This window comes from Bifidobacterium apri (assembly GCF_009299485.1).
GTDB lineage: Bacteria > Actinomycetota > Actinomycetes > Actinomycetales > Bifidobacteriaceae > Bifidobacterium > Bifidobacterium apri.
This window is the reverse complement of record NZ_WBSO01000004.1, coordinates 21,080-43,073: the sequence shown is the minus strand read 5'-3', so window position 1 is coordinate 43,073 and position 21,994 is coordinate 21,080. Positions and strand designations below refer to the sequence as shown.

Sequence of the window (21,994 nt, the reverse complement as noted above, 5' to 3'; positions counted from 1 at the left end):
GCATCACACCAATACCACATCACACACAGGAGCACACTCATGAGCACTACAGACACCGGCCACGAACCAAGTCTCGACGAGCTGATCGGCACCGCGACCAACACCGCAATCCTGCCGGAACCGGATGCGCACGCCTACGACGCGATCGCCACCGGCGAATCCGACCCGCTGATCCTCGGCGGCCACAAGTTCACCAGCCGGTTCATCCTCGGCTCCGGCCGCTACGATCTGAACCTCATCAAAGCGACCATCGAAAACGCGGGAACGCAAATCGTCACCATGGCGTTGCGCCGCTGCCGCACCACCGACAACAATCTGCTCGACTACATTCCCAAAGGCATCACCATGCTGCCGAATACATCCGGCGCGCGCAACGCGAAAGACGCAGTCCGCATCGCACGGCTCGCCCGCGAAGTATGTCAGACGGATTTCGTGAAAATCGAAATCGAGCACGAGACCAAATACCTGCTGCCCGACAATCGCGAAACCATCAAAGCCACGGAAATCCTGGCGAACGAAGGTTTCGTCGTCATGCCGTACATGTTCCCCGACCCGATTGCCGCACGGCAGCTCGAAGAGGCTGGCGCCGCGTGCGTTATGCCGCTCGGCTCGCTGATCGGCTCGAATAAGGGGCTGCGCATGCGCGATTTCATCGAGGTGATCATCGCCAATGCACATGTGCCGGTCATCATCGACGCCGGAATCGGGCGGCCGAGCCAAGCGGCGGAAGCCATGGAAATGGGCGCCGACGCGGTGATGGCGTACACGGCGATCGCAAGTGCCGGCAATATTCCGCTGATGGCGCGGGCGTTCAAACACGCGATTGAGGCGGGGCGCGAAGCGTATCTGTCCGGGCTGGGCACCGTGACCGAAGGCCATGCCGTGCCGTCGAGCCCGACGAACGCGGCGGATTACCTGCACTGAGCGCGCCGCTCAGACATGTGGCGGTGGCAGTCACTCAGCGTCGATTGCCCGCCACCGCTGCATGCTCTATGCCGTCCTCTTCCGGGTTGGAGTTGTGTTCACAGTGGCATCGCACACCGGATACTGCCCCTGCTCACATCCGGGTTGGAGCCGAGTTTCCGGCGGGCCATTGCACAACACAACATGCGTATCAGAGGGCACACTGGGCCAAGGCAGCAGAAGCACAGCGGGGACAAGCCGGCAGCACACCTGCCCGGCACAGCGGGACAAGCCCTGCAGCACACCTGCCCGGCACAGCACACGTCAAGGCATTGCACCCCGATTTGCGTCTATCTGCGTTATGTGTAGTACCTCGCTGAGGCTATCTCGCTTATCTGTGTTCGTCGGTACCCGATACCCCGAGTAGCGCCGTTGGAATTCCGCGGTCCATACATGCGATATCGGGCATTCACGAACACAGATAACGCAGATACAACTCGGGAAGTACTACAGATAGACGAGATACACGCTTCCGGTACTACAGATAGACGAGATACACACGCGAACACCTGCCAACCGCGGACACCTGCCAACTGCGGGCGCATCGTATGCAAATCGCGGATTAGGGTTTATGCAAATCATGGGTTAGTACTTATGCAAATCATAGGTTAGTACTTATGCAAATCGTGGGTTAGAGTTTATGCAAATCATGGGTTAGAATGGGGACGACATCGGCAAACAGCAATAATACCAAGGCAGGAGGGCTGTCATGATCAATAGGATGCTCGAGGCAAAACTCCTCTCATTGGCCGCCCAATTCCCGGTCGTCACCGTCACCGGGCCAAGGCAAAGCGGGAAATCAACGCTTGTGCAACACGCGTTCCCCGGCTACCGTTACGTCTCGCTCGAAGATGAGGACATGCGGGGCATCGCCCACGACGACCCACGGATGTTCCTCGAACGGTTCGACAACCATGTCATCTTCGATGAAGTCCAGCGGGTCCCCGAACTCTTCTCATATATGCAGGGCGTCATCGACCGTATGGATGCGCCCGGGCAGTATATTCTCTCCGGCTCACAGAATTTCCTGCTGCTGAAAAGCATCTCGCAATCATTGGCAGGCAGGGTTGCCATACTGCACCTTCTACCCCTCTCCTACAGCGAGCTGGAAGAAACCGAACACCGCCCTGCGAGCATCAATGACTTCCTGTTCAACGGCGGCTATCCGAGGCTGCATGTCAGGCACATCGCACCAAGTGATTTCTTCCCCAATTACATCAGCACGTATATCGACCGTGACGTGCGCCTCGAACTCGGCGTGCGGAAAATCGCAGAATTCAACACATTCGTGTCACTCTGCGCTACTCGCATAGGGGAAGTCCTGAACCTCGAAAGCCTTGCCAACGATTGCGACATCAGTGTTGACACCGCGCGCAGCTGGCTCTCCGTACTCGAATCCAGCTTCATCGCGTTCCGTTTGCATCCTTATCACAAGAATTACGGCAAACGCCTGATCAAGGCCCCAAAGCTGTATTTCTATGACACCGGTCTCGCAGCGAATCTCCTCGGCATCGAATCTGTCGATCAGCTCATCGAAAGCCAATACCGCGGCAGTCTTTTCGAAAACGCGGCCGTCCTGGAAATCATCAAACACGCGCAGGCGCTCGGACAAGAACCAAGGCTGTTCTTCTGGCGCGACAGCAATCAAAAAGAGGTTGATTTCATCACCGAACGCGGCGGACGCCCGCAATACGCGATCGAGGTGAAATCCTCATCGACATACCGTCCGCGGGCATTCGAGAATCTCGAAGACATCGCCCCGCTTATGGGAGTCGACGAACAGCACCGGTTCCTAGTGTATGCCGGCGAAGAATCATTTCCCACGAAACATGGGAAAGTATTGTCCTTCAGCGATTTGGGCACGCTTGCGCAATAAAGGAATCGCGGGGAACAGTACCGACACGACAATTCGGGCGGTGGGACGTCCCAGACGATTCGGACGCCCCACCATCCCGCGGTTTACCGGTGCACCCGCAAGCCGCACCGCAACGCCTACCGCAGCGCCTCCTCAAGGTCGCGGTTCTGGTAGCGTTCGTGCAGCAGGCAGTACCCGCCGAACACCAGCAGCCACACCAATCCGGCAACCGCCGGGCCGCGCGTATCGGCAGCCAGGAACAACGTCACATACACGAACACAAAGAATGCAATCGCAAGCGCATCGGTGAACCGGTAGGCGGGCATGAGGAAGCCATCCGCAATGAAGTCGGGTGAGCGGCGATAGCGTTCATGCGCAATCATCGTCAAAATGTAGATGAAAATAATCACCGCGCTGGAGGCACTGGCGAACAGCACGAACGCGCTGGACATCTTCGGGAACGCGTTGATGATCGGCGACAAGAGAATCAGCGCCGCCGAAACGAGAATCGCGCGGGCGGGCACACGGCGGCTTGACACGACGCCGAGCTTGTTGAGCTGCGGGGACGGCGAATCCACGGCGAGCTGGTACAGGTGGCGTCCCGCCGAGTAGAGCAGCGAGTTGAGCGCGCTGGACGCGGCGGTGATGACGACGAAGAACACCAGTGCGGCAGCCCAGTCGAGGCCCGCGTAGCGGAACACCATGATGAACGGCGAGGCGAAGGAGCCGTCGGCGTTGGGTTTGAAGCTGCGCCACGGCACAATGACCATGATCGCCACCAGGGCGCCCACATAGAAGATAAGCACGCGCATGATGATCTCGTTGATCGCCTTCGGCAGGACTTTGCGAGGGTTCTGGGTTTCCGAGACGGTGACGCCGACGAATTCGATCATTTCGTATGCGAAGAACACCATCTGGAAGCTCATGAGGAAAGCCATCCAGCCGTTGGGGGCGAAGGAGAAGCCGTTCCACAGGTTGTCGAAGCCGGCGTGACCGGCGGGACTGACACCATCAGACCCGGCAATATGGACGGCAGGGTAATGGTAGCTGATAATCACCATGACGATGGCTGTGACAATCATCGCAACGATCAACGTGATCTTGATCATCGAGAACCAGAATTCCGCTTCGCCGAACGCTTTGACGGCAATCAGGTTGATGGTGGTAAGCGCGGCGAGGAAACACAGCTCAATCAGCCATTTCCACGCGCCCAATTCAATGCCGAAGGTGCGGAAGAACGTGACGAAATACGTGCTGACCGCTGTGATTTCGGTCATGCCGATGAGCACGAGGACGATCCAATACGACCAGCCGGCGAATTTGCCCCAGCCACGGCCGAGATAGCGGTCGATGAAGTTGATGAAGGTATGCTGGCTGGGATCGCGGTACATCATTTCGCCGATCGCGCGCATCAGCAGGAACATGATCGCGCCGACCGCGATATACACGAGGATGATGCTCGGGCCGGTGAGCGCGATGGATTTGCCGGAGCCAAGGAACAGGCCGGTGCCGATTGTGCCGCCGATGGCGATGAATTGCACGTGGCGGTTGGTCAGGCCGCGCTCCATCTCGTTGCCCTTGTCCAGGCTTTCGACGGAGGCGATGCGGGCGTTGTCGCGGGGCTCGGATTCGATACCCGCCGGGCGACTGGACGCGCTGGCGGACTTTGCACTGGCGGTATGCGTGCTGCTAGGTTGCGTATGAGCGGTTTTCACGCCGCCGGCCTGTGCAGCGTCCGCCTTCGCGCCGCCGACGTTCGCGTTGCTCTCAGAAGAGGAATGTTCAGAAGAAGTCATAATGTTCTCAACCCTACTCCTGTCCGACGGCAACGGCGGCAGCACCAATTCGTGACGGCTGGCTACCGCGAGCGTAGGCCATTATGTAATGGCTGTATGCGATGGACATCTGCGATGGCTTACAGCGCCGAAGCGGTTCTGCAGACGACCTCACACAGCCCGTCACCTCAGTGGCACCTGTAGGTTTCGTAAAACTCCAACGTTTCTCTAGCTTCCTCGATGAACGCGTCGACACCGTCCTTCTTGTACGTCTCCCGGAAGCGCGCGACCGGCAGCTGGGACGGAACGAGCATGTCGGAGGTCACCGTCACGCTCTCAGGGTGATGCGTCTCCCACGCCGCAAGCGACTCGGCGATTTTGTCAAGCAGGGAATCGACGTCATCGATTCTGTACCCCTCGTTGAAGAAAGTGAGCTTGAAAACCTGGTTGCGGACCTTCTCGACCGTGAGCGTGTCCATAATCGCCTTTCTGTGGGTTCTGCGGGTAATTATCCACCATCATATCCATCGCAGGCGATGGACTCCGGGGCAACGATGGTCAAAAATATACGTATTCGCGAATAGTTTTGACTACCACCCGCCTAATCCAGAAATCTTGAGGCACGAATATTATATATTCTTCCGTAATCGGTATGATTATGTATATACTATGGTTATGAAGCAGATACGAACGGACGGAACATTCGTCACCGTCGCCCAAGCAGCCTCACGCCTTGGTATCAGCCCCAGACGCGTCCGCGCTCTGGCAGAACAAGGCACACTCAGTGTCGCCGACATCGAACAACACAGTCTGCTTATCAGCAATGAATCAGTGCTTGCATACAGAGCGCGCCCCCGTTCGGCAGGCCGGCCGCTATCCCCACGCATGGCCTTCGCCGCACTGTACCTTATTGCGGGGCTGCCCACAACGTGGATCACCCCGCAAGAACGGTATCGAATCCGCACCATGCTGAAGTCAACGGACGCGCGTCACTTGTCTGAAACCGTGCGAATGCGTGCCACTCGAACCTGCTTCTGGGCACATCACTCAGACATCCAGACAATCCGACGGTACATCGTTCCATCTGGATGCACCGGCCAGACCGCCCAAACATTCCAGCTGGAATCCCCCTCCATTTTGGAAGGCTATCTTTCGGCGGCAATCAGCGCCTCCCTGATGAAGCGCACCTTCATTCGCGAGAACGCTTCCCCGACGACCTTGATCATACACACTGCAAACTTTCTTCCCCCGCATGGCGACGAGATGCCTTTGAGCGTCTGCGCTGCCGATTTGGCACAGTCGCCGGATCCAAGAGAAAGCAACGCTGGACTCGACATGCTCGACTCGATGTTGCTCGATTTCAGCAGAAAGGATCATCATGCCATTACCAGTAGTTGATATCCCACATTCCACACCGTGGGAAACCGTGTTCCACCTTGCGCAGCTCACCGATGACCCGCATACGTGGATGCTGACCGGCGGCCTGATGACGCAATTGCACGCGCTGATGCATCACGTCGACATCCGCCCGACCACAGACGCCGATTTCCTCATCAACGTGCTCTCATACGAGCACTCGGTGATGCGCGTGCGCAATGACCTCATCACCTTGGGGTTTGCCATCCGACAAGGCAGCCTCAGCCAATACACAACCAGAATGGTCAGAGGCAACCAGACAGTCGACCTGCTAGTTGATAATCATTTATCACCGCGCCAACAACGACGGGCTTTTCTAGGGACCAGCCGAATGCTTGGAATGCCCGGATCACGCAAAGCACTCCAACGGCATATGCAAGTGGCGCTGGCATTCAACAATGAAAGCGCCATCATCGAAGTTCCCGATCTCCTCGGGGCGTTATTGATGAAAATCGCATCATGGCGGGAAGCCCCGCAGGGCAATATCGACCGTCACCTTGTCGACGCTGCAACGCTTGCCTCGCTGATTGACGCGCCGGAACAGGAGCTGCTCAGACTCAACAATGCAAGCGACAGCGACAGAAAAAATGTCCGAACACTTCACCAAGTACTGAGCGATCCCACCGACTACTGGTGGCGCAACATGCCAGAAGAGCAGCGCAACAATGGCTTACGCACCGTGGCGATACTGTCATTGCTGATTGAGATGCCGAGGAAAGCCGACATGCGCATGTGGCTCGATGAGCATTACGGTCTGTCGTGATTTGTCGTGATTCCCGCTAGAGGGCGGCGGCAACTAATCGCTCCGGGTATACTCGCCCGTCGTGCGACTAGGCAGTGGCATGGCCGGCAGGTATCAGCAGAACCAGCAATCCACCCAGCCACACCAGGCCGCCATGCAACCGCCAAGTCACACCGCGACGAGATAACCGCCACATAATACGCGGAATCCCGCCCCCGCAGCCATCTTGACGACAGTACGGGAACGGGAGGAGAGAAAAGGTCCAACAAGCGGCAGGTTCAGTCGGCCAGCCCTCCACTTCGGAAAGAATGCGGAGCCGGCCGACGCACCTGCATGGCAAGTCACTCGGATAATGCCGTAGCTTTCGGCAGCATTCCCAATTCGGCCTTGTTGTTCGCCCATTCGGTTGACCATCCGTTGACAAAGGCGTTGGACACCTTATTCCAATCGCCCGTCCCCTGCGCATACTCAACCAGCGCGTTGAAAATGTCATCCTGCCACTGCTGATCAGGGATCGTGAAGCTGCGAACCTCCTTCTTTCCCTGCTCGCTGTAGGCACGCGCCGCCGCGGTGAGCGGATTGTCCGGCTGATCGCTGTCACCGAAGGTGGTGAACGGCACCGAGAATCCCATATCCTTCGCGAAAGTCTTCTTGGCTGTCTTGTCGGTCACCAGCCACGCGATAAAGTCAAGCGTGGCCTTCTTGTCCTGTTCGCTCGCGTTCTTGTTGACCGCCCAGCTCGCGTCATAAACACCTGCGGGGCCGTAATCGCCTTCGCCCTTGATACCCATGTAGTAGGGAAGCATGCCCAAGTCGTCGTCGGCGACCTTGTTGCCCTTGATCTGCGAGTACGCCCACACGCCATTGGGATAGAACGCGACTTTGCCGAGCGCGAACTCCGACGTGCAGTCATCATAGGTCTTGGAACTGACCAAGCTGGGTTGCGTCGGGCTGTTCTTCAGTTCAAGGTCGAACAGGTTCTTGTAATTGTTCAGATACGTTCCCTTCAGCGTTGCGGAGAATGTGGTGTCGCGATCGCGATACTCGTAGAACAACGGCAGTCGCGCCATATGTGCGGTGAAGCGGTAGGTGTCCGAGGGGTCGAGACCCGGCGTGGCAATTGCGCCGTCGAGCCCGAGATCGCTCTTGTGCTGCTGGATGCTTTCGACCACTTTCTTGAACACGGCATAACTGGTGATGTCGTCAGCGGACTTGATAACCGCGTAATCCTTGGTGCAGTAGTCCTTGATGATCTTCTTGTTGTAGATGATCCCATATCACTCGGCAGCATATGGAAGCGTGTACACGTTGGACCCGTCCTTGTATGCGTAAGCACGGCCGTCCTTGCTGAGCAGGCTGTACGCCTTGGACGTCTGCAGCGGTTCCGCATAACGCTGGTACTTCGCGAACTGGTCGTATCCGGAGATATTGAACATAGTGGGGGCGTCAGATTTCGACATCTCGGATGCCATCGTGGTGTCGTACGTGCCGGATGCCGCGGTCTGAATGTCCACTTGCACGCCAGTTTGCTTGGTATAGCTGGCTGCAAGCGTTTTCAATTGGTTGACGATTTCCGGCTTGTTGTTCATGTAGCGCACATGGCCTTTATCGGCCGATGACTCTCCGCATGCAGCGAGGCCGACACTCATGGCGAATACCGCCACGGCTGCTGTGAGCTTCGTCAATGTGGTGTTCATGATGACTCCTTTGTTGCTGATGAACTGCGGTTGATGGCCGCACTTGTGGTGGACGGATAACGTAATAACGGCAGATTCGCCCGGCATCGTTGCCGTTGCGGACAGGAAGAGTGACAAATGTTGGCGATGGATATCAATTGCGGCCGAAGCGCCGATAATACGACAGCAGGGGCGCAACGGGGGCTGCCGGCCGGAGGAATGCCCTGATATGGGCATCAACCCCCAGCCAGCGATGAAAGCGCTATCAGTCCTGGTTCAACCGCAGCCAAACGGTGGTATCCTGCGGCAGCCGGCCATCGGCGCACAGCTCGCCAGAAACGAGCAGCACCTCCCCTGCCGGCAATGCGACCGGTTCCGCGCCGAAATTGGTGACGCTCGCCCAGCCGTTGGACCGGCGGTAGGCGATCACGCCGCCATGCTGGCCGTCAGCACCATCCGGCGCATCAGACGGGCGGTCTTCATCCAGCCAAGTCAGCGTTGTGTCGGCCGGCATCAGCTCATGGCGCAACGCCAACGCCCTGCGGTACAGATTCAACATCGACTCCGGCTGCGCGCTCTCACGGTCGGCGGCGAAATCAGCGAACCATGCGGGTTGCGGCAGGTGTGCAGGCTCCGACGGCTGCCCGGCCTGATCGGCGGAAACGCCAGCGCCCACGGATTTCACACGAGGCGAGAAGCCGAACGACCCCTCGACCCCGTCGGCGGCGACCCACGGCAGGGGGACGCGGCACCCGTCGCGCCCCTTGTCCTTGGCCGCACGTTCGCTATTGCGCGCGGTCGGATCCTCGAGCTTGTCCCACGGAATATCAGCGACCTCGAACAGACCAAGCTCTTCGCCCTGGTACAGGTACGCCGAACCGGGCAACGCAAGCTCCATCAAAATCGCGGCCCGGGCGCGGCGCGTACCGGCTTCGCGATCCTCGTGATAGCTGGTGCCGTCACGCAGCAGCCAGTCATGCGCCAACTGATGATGCCGCGTGCTCGGCACTTGCGGCAGTGCGTAACGGCTGGCGTGACGCGGAACATCGTGATTACTCATCACCCACGTGGCGGTAGAGCCAGAACGACGCGCCGCCTCGAGACCTTCCTCGATCGCCTGATGCATGTCGTCACGCACCCAGTTCTTCTTCGCGAACTCGAAGTTGAACACCTGACCGAGCTCATCGTCGGACGCATACAGATACTGCCGCGCGGGATTAACCCACGCCTCGGCCACGGCGAATGCCGGCGGATCATATTCGTTGAACACCTTGCGCCACTCGCGATAAATCTGATGCACGTCGTCGCGGTCGTACAGCGGATGGCTGCCGTCGGCGGGCAGGCTTGGCGGGGTGACGCTCCACTGGTCGAGATTGTCGCGGTCGAGGTCCTTGCACAGGCCGTGCGCAACATCGACACGGAAGCCGTCAGCGCCGTGATCAAGCCAAAAACGCAGGGTTTTGATGAAGTCCGCCTGCACATCCGGGTTCTTCCAGTTCCAGTCGGGCTGCTCCACGGTGAACAGGTGCAGATACCACTGGCCGTCAGGCACGCGCGTCCACGCGGGGCCGCCGAAATGGGACACCCAGTCGGTGGGCGGCAGTTCGCCATGCTCGCCGCGGCCGTCACGGAAGATGTAGCGGTCACGTTCCGGCGAGCCCGGACCAGCTGCAAGCGCGGCCTTGAACCAGGGGTGCAGGTTGGAAGAATGGTTGGGAACGATATCGACGACAATCTTGATACCGGCCTCGTGCGCGGTTTTGGCGAGTTTGTCGAAATCGTCCATCGTACCGAGTTTCGGGTCGACGTTGCGGTAATCATCGACATCGTACCCGCCATCGGCGAGTTGGCTCGGATAGAAGGGGCTGAGCCAAATCGCGTCGACGCCCAGCTGCTTGAGGTAGCCGATGCGGCTGGTAACACCGGCGATGTCGCCGAGGCCGGAACCGGTGGTGTCCTTGAACGAACGCGGATAGACCTGATAGACCACCGCTTGATGCCACCAGGCCGCTGCGGCGCGATCCGATGCCGTGGATTCTTGCGCGGACTGGGGGGACTTGCGTTCTGCCATGCGCTTTCCTTTCTACGCTAGGTCATGGTGATGGGCGCGTGACTCGACTGCGCCACCACGATGACAGCGGTTACATCCTTCGCCGGCCTCACTGGCCGGAAACGTACGTTTCTCGTGATTCTTGCGTCTTGCCGTGGGTGGTGTCGGGAAGTTGGAGAGCCGCCGTCACCCGTGACAAGTCGTTGTATTGCAACATAATGATAGCGCTTTCATTACAACCGCACAAATGTCTTAATTTCCGCCGCGTGTTGCCATGTTTTCCAACGGTTTCGATACGATGGAAGCGGTCAACAAGCAAGGAGTACCATGGCAAGGGCGACAATCAGCGATGTAGCGGCGGCGGCAGGCGTATCGCAAGCCACCGTATCCCGCGCGCTCAGGGGCAGCGCGAACGTAAGCCCCGCGACACGGGCAAAAGTCGAGCAGGCAGCGGAATCCTTGAACTTCACCCTGTCGAAAAGCGCGTCAACCCTCGCATCCGGCCGAACCATGCGCGTGCTGCTGCTCGTCTCCGGGCCGTTGAACACCTGGTTCAACGCATCAGTGCTGCAAGGTGTCTACGATGTCCTCGCTCCGGAAGGCTACGACACCATCCCGGCTTTCGTGACCAACCGCGAGCAGCTCGACCGCTTCTTCCGCGACCTGCCACGTGACCGCAACGCCGACGCGATCATCATCACATCCTTCGAATTCGACACCGCGCTGCACGACCAGCTTTCCGCGCTCGGCATGCCCGTCGTCGGGCTGAATTCGCCGTCAACCGCCGGATTCGACGCATCCATCGGCATCGACAACGCCGCCGCCATCACCTCGGGCGTGCAGCTGCTGCGGTCGCTCGGCCATCGGCGCATCGCCTTCGTGCACGACTACATCCCCCACGACATGGTCTACGGCACTTCGACGCGCGTGGCCGCGTTCCGGACTGCCGCCGCCCAAGCCGGGTACGGCGATGACGACATCGTGATGATCGGGGCCGACCACCACGACACGACCCCTGCCATGTTGGATGTGACCGCCGCTGGGATTGTGGCGAGGCTGCTGTCATGTGAGCAGCACCCGACCGGCATCATGGGCGAGACCGACGAGTTCACGGCCGCGGTGTACAAGGAGCTGCGACGGCAGCATCTGGCGGCGCCACGCGACTTTTCCATCATGGGCTTCGACGACGCGCCAGTCTCGCGCACCCTTGACCTGACGACGTTGCACCAGAATCCGGTCGAACTCGGCAATGCGGCAGCGCGCAAGGTCCTGGCGCTGTTGCGAGGCGAGGCACCGGAGCGGACCCATGAGCTCGTGCCGGCGACCTTGGTGCTGCGCGAAACCACCGGCCGCGCGCCGAACGGGCGGTAGGTGCGGCCGGGGTTGCGGACGCGGGGTGCGGTAGACGCGGCAATCGCCCAACGGACGGGTGGAAAACGCGGCAACTGGACTTTGTGAGGATTGACTCACACGGTGGCGGATCAGACGGCCCAGACCAAGGTTCCGGGCATTGTCAGGGGACGTTGTGTGAGGATCCACTCACAAAGTGCCAGATCAGGCGGCACCCCCGGAAGCACCAGCCCCGGACGCACTGCCACCAGTACCACCCGCACCCGCAGCACCACCAGCCCGCTTACTCGCCGCCTGCCGCCAGCGCTTCACCGTGTCCTCCCGGTACTCCTGCGCGGTCGCCGGATCGATGCCCAGCTCACGCAAGCACCGGTCGCGCTCCCGCTCGGCGCGCTGCACCAATTCCGCCCGCAGTTTCGCATCCGCGGCACTCGCAGCCGGCGGCAACGTATCCATGCGCGCGACGAACACGTCCATCCGTTCCGCATGCCGTAGCAGATGCGCCATCTCGATATGTTCGTGCAGAATCTGCCGGTAATCGTGCGGGTCGTGCGCAATCTCGCCGATCGCGGTCACCGGGTGCACATCCGCCACGCGGTAGGTCAGCCCGGCGAGCAACGGCATCAAGAACACCGTCACCGCACCGGCGGCGACCAGCGTGGACGCGGTCATCTGCTGCATCGTACCCGCCTTAACCGCGACTGTCGTCACCGCAACAATCAACGGCAGCGCAGTCGCACAATACACAGCGACGGTCACACGGTGATGCGACGACATCGGGTTCGCCTTGCGGTCCAAGGACATGGCGATATACACAGGCACCGCACGAATCAGCATCAGCACGACGATGAACACAATCAGCAATCCCGGATTGCCGCCGACGGCCTTCAAATCAATCGCCGCGCCAGAAACGACGAAGAAAATCGGGATGAAGAAGCCGTACGAAATCCCGTCAAGCCGCGTTTCCAAGGTCTGCGAGCCTTCCGGAATCACGTATCGCAGAATGAATCCCGCGGCAAACGCGCCCAGCACCACATCGAGGTCGAAAATCGCTGACACCGTCACCAGTGTGATGAGCAGCAGCACAGTCAGACGCATGAGCACCTGCTCGGAAATGTTCGAATGCTTGGTCACGAGCCTGTAGAACCGGTTGCCCGCCTTGCGTGCCTTCGCTGGCACAAGCGCTGCGACCGCGCAAATCACGGCGAATACGGCGAGGGTGAGGAAAGTCTGCCATTGCGAGCGCGTGGACAGCAACACCGCCATCATCAGCACCGGGCACAGCTCACCCCACGTGCCGTAGGCGACCACCGCGTTGCCAACCGGCGTGCCTTCGAGTCCGCGTTCCTTGAGAATCGGCATTAGCGTGCCGAGCGCGGTCGTGGTGAGCGTGATCACCGCGGCCATTCCAGTCATGTCATGCCGTTTGAAGTACGGCACGAAGGTAATCACCGCGAACGCAAGCACAAATGTCGCCACCCACGTCGCCAACCCCACGCGGCCCTGATGCCCGCCCAACTGCTTGGGGTCAATCTCGTACCCGGCCAGCAGAAACAGAAACGCGAGACCGAGCTCGCTGAGCAACTGCACCGATTCACTGACCTGAATCACCCCGAACATATGCGGCCCCAGCAACGCCCCGGCGAGCAGCAACAGCACGGTCTGCGGCACGGGTTTGCCGGGAATGAGCTGCACGATGACTGGGCACAGCACCGCCACGAGCATGATGATAGTAAGCGAGACAAGATCGACGGTCATACCGCCATTATCGTCGCGATGGCGGAAAACCGCCGATTTGCGCCTTGAGGCGAGATGGGCCATGTATCGTGCTTCCGATTGCACATCGGCGCTGATGGTGGTAGCTCAGAAAGTACACGCGTGACCGATACAATGCTTTTGGGGGGTGGTCACAATGCCACGCGAACGCACAGACAATGCTCGGACAAGATTCACTCGTCACGTTCTGCAGGATACCGTCATCAAACTGTTGCAAACCCAGCCGTTGCAGTCAATCAGCGTGAAAGAGGTTTGTCAGCGGGCCGGGATTAACCGCTCAACGTTTTACAGCTATTACGACAACATCCAGGATCTGGTCGCGGATATTGAAAACGAGACGCTCACATGGCTGGACCACGCAATCGCCACGGCGTTCAAGACCACGCTGCGGGCCGATCTGGAGCCGGTCATCACCAGTATTTGCCAATACGCAGCGGACAACAAGGATCGCGTCCGGATTCTGCTGAGCCTGAAAACCGATCCGCAATTCCAGCGCAGGCTCATCTCCATCATTCTCGATTACAGCAATTGGCAGTCCCGCGCGCAGTCCGACGGGGCAGACCCCACTCTTGCCAATATGCGACTGCTGTTCTGCATCACCGGCGGGCTCGGGCTTGTGCAGTCGTGGGTGGATGACGGGTTTTCCGCCACACCTGAAGCGATTGCGCACGTGATTTACACGCAGTCGTTGCCGCCGGTGTTGCACGCCATGGCGCAGAGTTCGGCGGAACCACATGGAGAGGCTTCGCCGCGTGAACGCGACCGTCACGCGAGATGACGCCACGTGCGATATGGCGGCAGGACTATGGCTTCTGCGATTTTGCGCACCAGGTCGGGCGCGAACGCAACCGTCGCGTGAGATGACGGCGGGATACCTCGTGTCTGCGCGCTACAATGTCACCGTCGCAGCGCCGCACCGATGTGCCGGCGCACGACCTGAGCGATCAGAGAGGAAAGCATGAGCATCAAGAACACTGAGCCAGTGCAGGCGGAAACGCATGACGAGGCGTCGGCACAGCAGCAGGCAACTGCCTCAACCGCCGCAGCAACCGACGCAACCGCAGCAACCGACAACCAGCCAAGTCTGCACAAATCATTGAAAAACCGCCATATCCAGCTCATTGCGCTGGGCGGAGCCATAGGCACAGGCCTGTTTTACGGGTCGAGCGAATCGATCAGCCTTGCGGGGCCGAGTATTCTGCTTGCGTATGTGATCGGCGGTCTCGCGATTTTCCTGATTGTGCGCGCGATGTCTGAAATGAGCGTCGAGGAGCCGAAAGCCGGCGCGTTCAGCTATTACGCAACCCGCTACTGGTCGAAGCGCGCTGGTTTCGTATCCGGCTGGAATTACTGGTTCAACTACATTCTCGTGTCGATGGTCGAGCTTGCGGTGGTCGGCTCGTTCGTGAACTACTGGTTCCCGGCGATTCCGCAATGGGTGTCCGCGGCGTTCTTCCTAGTGCTGATCACCGCGATGAACCTGATGGGCGTCTCGAAGTTCGGTGAATTTGAGTTCTGGTTCGCGATTATCAAAATCGCTGCGGTTCTGGCGATGATTGTCGGAGGCATTGCGGTGATCATCATGGGGATTCCGGGAGTGTCCGGCGTGCGGGCGTCCTTCGCGAACTGGTTCACGATCGGTGGCGGATTCATGCCTCACGGCCTGCTGTCCCGCGGGTCTGACGGTCAGTGGACCGGCCTGCTGATGGCGCTGTGCGTGGTCATGTTCAGCTTCGGCGGCACCGAGCTCATCGGCGTGACCGCGGGCGAGGCGGAGGATCCGCGCACCACCATTCCGAAGGCGACGAACGGCGTTATCTGGCGCATCCTGGTCTTCTATGTCGCCGCGCTCGGCGTGATCATGGCGGTGGTGCCGTGGAACACAATCGACGGCAAGTCAAGCCCGTTCGTGCAGATTTTTGATTCCGTGGGCGTGCACGCGGCCGCCGGCATCCTCAACTTCGTGTGTCTGACCGCGGTGATGAGCGTCTACAATTCTGGCTTGTATTCGAACTCGCGCATGCTGTATTCGCTTGCGAAGCAGGGCAACGCGCCCGCGTATCTCGGCCGACTGAACAAGCGCGGTGTGCCGGCTGCGGCAGTGCTGACCTCGGCAGCGATCACGGTGATCGCTGTGGTTGTGGTGTTCCTGTGGCCGCAATTCGCGTTCAACTACCTGATGAGCATCGCGACGATCGCCGCGGTGATCAACTGGTCAATGATCATGCTCACCGAAATGCACTTCCGCAAGGCCGTCGCCGCGGGTGACGGGCCGAACGAGCTCGCCGGACGCAGTGGGCAGGACGCGCTTGACGCGATTCACTTCAAGCTGCCGCTCGCCAAGGTCACGCCGTGGCTGGTGCTCGCGTTCATGGCGCTCGTGGTTGTGCTCATGTGCTTCTCCCCCAGCTACCGTGTGGCCGTGGTGATTGGGCCGATCTGGCTCGCCGTGCTGCTGATCGCCTATCAGTTGACCGCTTCCCGCAAGGGCGATGCTGGCGACGCAGACGCGAATGTGAGCGCGGCGCAAGCCTGAGCCCGCGCTGTCTGGCTCCCAGGCCGCCGTACCCCCTTCCCAAACTGGTTACGCTAAGGACCCCCTTAGCGTAACCAGTTTGTGTTTTCCGGGGCTCCGCCCTGCTTCTGCCGACGGTGAGAGGGCGCTCAGCGTCGGCAGAGGATCGCCGCCCAGCTTCTGCCGACGCTTACGGCCTTGTCAACGTCGGTAGAAGGTTGGAAGGCGCACATCGGGAACAACATCGAGGCACGACACCCCGGACAATCTTCTACAAACTAGCTACGCCGACAACGGCCCCAGCATAACCAGTTTGTAGAAAATTGGCCACAACGACACCGCGAACAACAACACCATACAAACCAGTTACGCTGACAACGGCCCCAGCGTAACCAGTTTGCAGAAAATTGGCCACAACGACACCGCGAACACAACAAAGTGGGCCGCATCCCGATTGGAGGAAGCGGCCCACTTTGTGGAAGAAGGAATCAAAGAAGATGGTGATGTAGCACTGGTCTTATTTCAGCCTTCTTTCGTCGCAACGGATATGGACAGACTCGGGTCGCGCAGCGGAATCATCATCGACTGCGTGGCATGATACAGATCGGACTTGCCCGGCCACACGGTCGTCATCAGCTTGTTCTCACGATCAAGCTGATGGAACCATGAACCGTTCTTGTGGTCGATCACGTCGGCGTCAAGATACTTCAGGAAGGTCGCGCACCAAGTGCGATACACGTCCTTGCCGGTGACGCGGGCGAGCGTAGACGAGGTGTTAATCGCTTCAGCGAGCGTCCAGTGCATCCGGTCGTGAACCACCGGCTTGCCCTGCCAATCGGTGGTATACACGATGCCGGGTGCGCCATCCGCATTCCAGCCGTCGGCGACAGCCCGCGAGAACAGGTGCTCGGCAATGTCAATCAGCCGTTGCTTCTCGGCCTCGTCGATCTTCGCGCTTAACGCATATTGCGTAATCAGGCGCACCCATTCGATGCCATGGCCCGGAGTCGCGCCATATGGCTTGAACTGATCGTCAGGCTTGTCACGGTTGAATTCAAGCGCCGGCTCCCAGTCAGAGGTGAAGTGCTCTGGGATGCGCCACTCGTTCTGCGACGCCCACTTGGTCACATGCGCGATGATACGCCCCGCACGGTCGCGCCAGCCTTCGTCGCCGGTCACATCAGCGACCGCAAGGAACGCCTCAACCGAATGCATGTTCGCGTTCAAACCGCGATAGGGGTCGAGTTTCGTGAACTCAGTGTTCCACGTGTCCACCGAAAGGCCCTCGCGAGAATCCCAGAAACGCTTCAGGAAGACCTCCTGCGCATTGTCCAGCAGTTCGCGGGCGCCCGGTCGGCCTATCAAGGTCGCCGACGATGCCGCGAGCAGCACGAACGCGTGCGCATACGCCTGCTTGTCGGCCACATGACCACCGTCAGGAGTGACCGCCGGATACCAGCCACCGTTCTCGTCATCGTGCAGCTCGCCGCGCAAGCCCTTCAGTCCGGCATCAACAAGCTCTTCGGATCCCGGGTGGCCGACCAACACACCCAGCGAGTACACATGGGTCATGCGGCAAGTGATCCAGGTTTCGCGGTTGCGATCGGTCCACGGGGTTCCGTCATCGCCGAGCCAGTATGAGCTGCCGCCCGGGGACGGGAATCGATGGCCGAATGCCATGAGGCTGTCCCGCTGTTGGTCGAGGAATTGCTTGTTTTCAGGCGTTCCGAGTTGATATTTTGCTTCGAACGATGTCTGCTCTGTCATATCTTGCGTTCCTTTCACTCTTGCTGATGGTGTTATTGACGATTGGCGTTCTTGCGGGGTGCGTTGCGCAGTTCCACAAGCATCGAGGCTGCGAGGATGCAGGCTGCGTGTCCGACAGCTGCAACGATTAAGGTCATGCCACACACTGAAATGATTGCCGCAATCGACGCAGTAACGTGCGATGCCGCGAACAACAATGCCAAGCCAACCAGCAGCGACCCTGCGGGCAGCGCAAACCATGAGGCCCTCGGATGGGGAAGTACTATGCCGTTCATGTCAGGTCCTTTCCTTCGAGACTGGCATCATCACCAGCTGAACCGCTTAAGCTAAGCATACGTCAACTTAACCGGTTACGCAACAAGAGAAATTCGGCGTTTCTTCCAATCCCGCAATCCGGGACATCACGCGGCACCCCGGACAACACCATACAAACTAGCTACACTGACAACGGTCCAAGCGTAACCAGTTTGTGTTTCCCGGGGCTCCGCCCTGCTTCTGCCGACGGTGAGAGGGCGCTCAGCGTCGGCAGAAGGTCACGGAGGCGCACATCGGGAACAACATCGCGGCACGACACCCCGGACAATCTTCTACAAACTAGCTACGCTGACAACGGGCCTAACATAACCAGTTTGTAGAAAATTGGCCGCAGCAACACCCCGAACACAACATCGCGGCACGACACCCCGGACAACACCATACAAACTAGCTACACTGACAACGGCCCCAGCGTAACCAGTTTGTAGAAAATTGGCCGCAACGACACCGCGAACAACAACCCCATACAAACCAGCTACACTGACAACGGCCCCAGCGTAACCAGTTTGTGTTTTCCGGGGCTCCACCCTGCTTCTACCGACGCTTACGGCCTTGTCAACGTCGGCAGAAGGTTGGAAGGGGCGCATCAACGCATCACGCGGCACGACACCCCGGACAACCCCATCACCATACAAACCAGCTACGCTGACAACGATCCTAGCGTAACCAGTTTGTGTTTTTCCGGGCTCTGCCCTGCTTCTGCCGACGCTCACAGCACACTCAGCATCGGCAGAGGGGAGACAGCGCCTACTGGAGTGACGCGAAATCCCGCAAATGGACGAGCACCGTCAGCTGTCGTTCGCCCAGCACAATGCCGCCCAGCCACATCCCCAACACAAGCACGCCGACACCATTGAGCAGCGCGGCAAGCACAACCCCCAACAACAAGCCGAAGCCCTCGACGCCAGTCACCACAATCGCAATCGCAATCAACACCGTCGGCAACAACGCCATCATGGAAACAAAAACATGAATCAGCGGAATCAGCACCTGACTCGCCGCATGACCCTGAGGCGTGGAAAACGGCCTGTCGGCAGGAGCAATCGGATACATGAACACCGGCGAAATCACCTCAGCCACACCGATGGCACATAGCCCAAGCCCCACACTCAACGCCCAGACCATCACCGACATCCCCAGGCTCGTCTCATGCCTCCACGTGCCAGTCATCACCATGCACACCGCCGAAAGCAGCGTCAGATACGCGAGCATAATCACCACATGCACACGCACACGGCCACGGCGGTCATCGATACCCCGCACTCCGCTGAGCACTTCAAGCGTGAACCCCAACCCGTCATAGGCGACGCCGTTGCCTTCGATCGCCGCGAGCATCAGCCCGCCCATCAAGGGAGCGCACCAGACCACGTTACGCACGCCTTCCGGCTGCAACAGCATCGCCACCAACACCAGCAAAGGCGCCGCATACATGACCAATTGTCTGGGATCCCTGCGCAGATATGTCGCCAAACGCGCGGAAATGGCGCCGGATACGCTGTCGGGCACGCGGGCGAAGATACCGATGCCACGGCGCATCTGCGCAGCTCCGGCCCTGCCGCCGACCCTGCGTTCCCTCCGCAGACACCACAGGCAGGCACGGTAGCATAACAGACAGGTGACGGCGATCATCGCCAGACGCGCGACAAGCAGCCCCCATCTTCCCTGCCCCGCGTCGAACGGCAGCTGGAAGACCGCGCCGAACGGCGTCCAGGCGGCGACCGCCGCATATTTCGCGTACGTGACTTCCTTGACACCGGAACTTATCAGCATATTCGGCAATTGCAGCACAAAGAAGCACAACGGCATACTCACGATGTACAGCCAACCGCGGGCTCGCCGAGAATCCGCGAGGAGAGTGAACAGTGAAATCAGTGCTTTTGACATAGCCAAGAGCACAGCAACCGTCACCGGGGCCGATACGGCCGCCACCACTGTCATCGCCGCGCTCGTCCCCCGGTATATCGGCGCGAACGCGAAAAGGGCGAGCATACCGCATATCGCAGGCGACCCGCACATGCCCGCAATGAACAAGCCACGCGTCAACGCGCCGTCATCAATGCCGAATAATTTGAATTTCTGCGGGTCCATGGCGCTTGCCTGACCGACGTACATCAGTTGGAACAGCAGGACGCCCAGCATGGCGACGGCGCCGCCCAGCACCACGCTTGTGTTGAGCAAATCGCCGGCATGGGTGCCCGCAGGCATGGCATTGCCGCCGAATCGCATCGCGGTGATGGTGGCCGCGGCGACCAGGCACACAGCGAATATCAACGACGCCACGGTCGCGATCACGCGCTGCGGGGCGTGCTTGAGCGAGGCGAATGTCAGCATCCAACGCAGGCGGATCAGCGTGACGGTCGTATTGGATGCGCCCGGGATCCCGCCGTTTTCGCCGTTTTCGCCGTTTTCGTCTGTCTTGCCCATCCGGCCGGTTTTGTCGATCCGGCCGGCTTTCGCTGTTCCTGCCGTGACGCCAGATGGCGTGCCGATGTCGGGAACACGTTCGGGTGCGGTCATTGCGCGCCCCCGTCCAGCCAAGCGATATGCGCTGCACCGTGCCGACCACCGACCAGCTGCAGGAATCGTTCTTCAAGATCCCCACCGTCGGCCACTTGGCTGATCGTCCCCGCCGCACAGACCACGCCTTGATTGATGATCGCGACATGCGTGCACATTTTTTCAACGAGCGCCATCACGTGTGAGGAGATGATCACCGTGCCGCCCGTTGCCACGTATTCGATGAGAATGTCCTTGAGATTGGCGCTGGAGACGGGATCAACCGATTCAAACGGCTCGTCGAGCACCAGAATGCGTGGACTGTGGATCATCGCGCATGCGAGGCAGATTTTCTTGGTCATGCCTGCTGAATAGTCAGCGACCATGATGTTGGCGGCATGCGACAGGTCGAACGCGTCGAGCAAATCACCGGCGCGCTGCAACGCTTGCGACCGTTTCATCCCGCGCAACATACCGCAGTAGACCAGCAGCTGCATGCCGGTCAAGCGGTTGAAAATCTCATCGGGCTGCGGCATGACACCAATCGTGCGTTTGATGGCGTTTACGTCGCTCCACACGTCACGCCCGAGTATCGTCACGATGCCGCCATCCGGGCGCAGCAGGCCGGTGACCATGTTGAGCGTGGTGGTTTTCCCCGCGCCGTTGGGGCCGACGAGGCCGTAGAAGGATCCGACGGGGATGTCAAGCGACAGACCGTTGACGGCGACTTTATCCCCGAAATGTTTCAGCAGGCCACGAATAGAGACGGCGGCCGCGGGGTTAGGCGGCATGAGTTGCACAGGCTGCGTAGGCTGCGCGATGGGTACGGGCTGCGTGAGGGGCACGGGCTGAGCCGCGAGCATGGACGACGTCGGCGCGCCAGGCTGCATCATTTCAGACGGGGCAGCGCCGGGAACAGGGGGTTCTGCGCCGGGGAAATGGACAGAATGTCCCGCATTGTCTAGTCTCATAAATTCAGGCTATCACGAGGATGCAAGGATGATTGGCAACCCGGCACTGTGTCTAGGTATTGCGCAAACGGCGGTCTCAATCACCAGTCAGGAGGAAGTCATGCGGCACTCCTTGAGCCCCTCCCCCGCATCCTGCTTCTGCCGACGCTCACGACCCACTCACCGTCGGTAGAAGGTCGCCATCCAGCCTCCACCGACGCTCACGACCACCTCAGCGTCGGCAGAAGGTCATGGCTCTGCTTCTACCGACGCCTACGACCCAGTCAGCGTCGGCAGAAGGTTGGAAGGCGCACATCGGAAACGGCATCGCGGCGCGACACCCCGGAC

The 21,994-nt window shown here is 59.7% G+C and carries 16 protein-coding genes; 7 read left to right on the top strand and 9 right to left on the bottom strand.

Going from position 1 to position 21,994, the window contains the following annotated elements; translation table 11 throughout:
* Nucleotides 1-39: 39 nt before the first annotated feature.
* Nucleotides 40-924, top strand: coding sequence for a thiazole synthase (locus tag DSM100238_RS04025; RefSeq protein ID WP_152355427.1), 885 nt, complete (start codon nt 40-42; stop codon nt 922-924).
* Between the two features lie 748 nt (nt 925-1,672).
* On the top strand, nt 1,673-2,839 hold the full coding sequence (locus DSM100238_RS04020) for an ATP-binding protein (protein WP_152355426.1): 1,167 nt from the start codon (nt 1,673-1,675) through the stop codon (nt 2,837-2,839).
* Nucleotides 2,840-2,955: 116 nt separating this feature from the next.
* Here DSM100238_RS04020 and DSM100238_RS04015 read toward each other — a convergent pair whose 3' ends face one another.
* Both DSM100238_RS04015 and DSM100238_RS04010 read right to left on the bottom strand, forming a co-directional pair.
* Complete coding sequence (locus DSM100238_RS04015; RefSeq protein ID WP_240812331.1) at nt 2,956-4,614, bottom strand: amino acid permease; 1,659 nt, start codon at nt 4,612-4,614, stop codon at nt 2,956-2,958.
* 167 nt (nt 4,615-4,781) lie between these two features.
* Nucleotides 4,782-5,072, bottom strand: a complete 291-nt coding sequence (locus tag DSM100238_RS04010) for a DivIVA domain-containing protein (RefSeq protein WP_152355425.1) — start codon at nt 5,070-5,072, stop codon at nt 4,782-4,784.
* Between the two features lie 190 nt (nt 5,073-5,262).
* Between DSM100238_RS04010 and DSM100238_RS04005 the strand changes: the two genes are divergently transcribed.
* A complete protein-coding gene (locus DSM100238_RS04005; RefSeq protein ID WP_152355424.1) occupies nt 5,263-5,991 on the top strand; it encodes a helix-turn-helix domain-containing protein in 729 nt (242 codons plus the stop codon).
* 70 nt (nt 5,992-6,061) lie between these two features.
* Complete coding sequence (locus DSM100238_RS04000; protein WP_152355423.1) at nt 6,062-6,772, top strand: hypothetical protein; 711 nt, start codon at nt 6,062-6,064, stop codon at nt 6,770-6,772.
* A gap of 320 nt (nt 6,773-7,092) precedes the next feature.
* Here DSM100238_RS04000 and DSM100238_RS03995 read toward each other — a convergent pair whose 3' ends face one another.
* The 3 genes from DSM100238_RS03995 to DSM100238_RS03990 all read right to left on the bottom strand — a co-directional run bounded on the left by DSM100238_RS03995 (nt 7,093) and on the right by DSM100238_RS03990 (nt 10,498).
* Nucleotides 7,093-8,019: an extracellular solute-binding protein gene (locus DSM100238_RS03995; protein WP_476695618.1), complete on the bottom strand. Its 927-nt coding sequence runs from the start codon at nt 8,017-8,019 to the stop codon at nt 7,093-7,095.
* Nucleotides 8,020-8,028: 9 nt separating this feature from the next.
* On the bottom strand, nt 8,029-8,448 hold the full coding sequence (locus DSM100238_RS09745; RefSeq protein ID WP_476695617.1) for an extracellular solute-binding protein: 420 nt from the start codon (nt 8,446-8,448) through the stop codon (nt 8,029-8,031).
* Between the two features lie 244 nt (nt 8,449-8,692).
* Nucleotides 8,693-10,498, bottom strand: coding sequence for a glycoside hydrolase family 13 protein (locus tag DSM100238_RS03990; RefSeq protein ID WP_152355422.1), 1,806 nt, complete (start codon nt 10,496-10,498; stop codon nt 8,693-8,695).
* A 306-nt stretch (nt 10,499-10,804) separates the two neighbouring features.
* Between DSM100238_RS03990 and DSM100238_RS03985 the strand changes: the two genes are divergently transcribed.
* Nucleotides 10,805-11,848, top strand: coding sequence for a LacI family DNA-binding transcriptional regulator (locus tag DSM100238_RS03985; RefSeq protein WP_101451641.1), 1,044 nt, complete (start codon nt 10,805-10,807; stop codon nt 11,846-11,848).
* Between the two features lie 183 nt (nt 11,849-12,031).
* Here DSM100238_RS03985 and DSM100238_RS03980 read toward each other — a convergent pair whose 3' ends face one another.
* Nucleotides 12,032-13,585 carry a cation:proton antiporter gene (locus tag DSM100238_RS03980; RefSeq protein WP_240812330.1) on the bottom strand — a complete coding sequence of 518 codons (1,554 nt, stop codon included), beginning with the start codon at nt 13,583-13,585 and terminating at the stop codon, nt 12,032-12,034.
* Between the two features lie 154 nt (nt 13,586-13,739).
* On the opposite strand from DSM100238_RS03980, the gene DSM100238_RS03975 reads away from it, so the two are divergent.
* Entirely contained in the window at nt 13,740-14,381 is a 642-nt protein-coding gene (locus DSM100238_RS03975; protein ID WP_152355421.1) for a TetR/AcrR family transcriptional regulator, read from the top strand.
* Between the two features lie 180 nt (nt 14,382-14,561).
* The gene (locus DSM100238_RS03970; RefSeq protein WP_240812329.1) at nt 14,562-16,139 is read left to right on the top strand and encodes an amino acid permease; all 1,578 of its coding nucleotides are present in this window, start codon (nt 14,562-14,564) and stop codon (nt 16,137-16,139) included.
* Nucleotides 16,140-16,640: 501 nt separating this feature from the next.
* Here DSM100238_RS03970 and DSM100238_RS03965 read toward each other — a convergent pair.
* From DSM100238_RS03965 to DSM100238_RS03955, 3 genes are all read right to left on the bottom strand, one after another.
* Nucleotides 16,641-17,885 carry an AGE family epimerase/isomerase gene (locus DSM100238_RS03965; protein ID WP_152355420.1) on the bottom strand — a complete coding sequence of 415 codons (1,245 nt, stop codon included), beginning with the start codon at nt 17,883-17,885 and terminating at the stop codon, nt 16,641-16,643.
* Between the two features lie 1,062 nt (nt 17,886-18,947).
* A complete protein-coding gene (locus DSM100238_RS03960) occupies nt 18,948-20,717 on the bottom strand; it encodes an ABC transporter permease (protein ID WP_152355419.1) in 1,770 nt (589 codons plus the stop codon).
* A complete protein-coding gene (locus DSM100238_RS03955; protein WP_376831110.1) occupies nt 20,714-21,586 on the bottom strand; it encodes an ABC transporter ATP-binding protein in 873 nt (290 codons plus the stop codon). Before DSM100238_RS03955 ends, DSM100238_RS03960 begins: the two co-directional genes overlap by 4 nt.
* Nucleotides 21,587-21,994 lie beyond the last annotated feature (408 nt).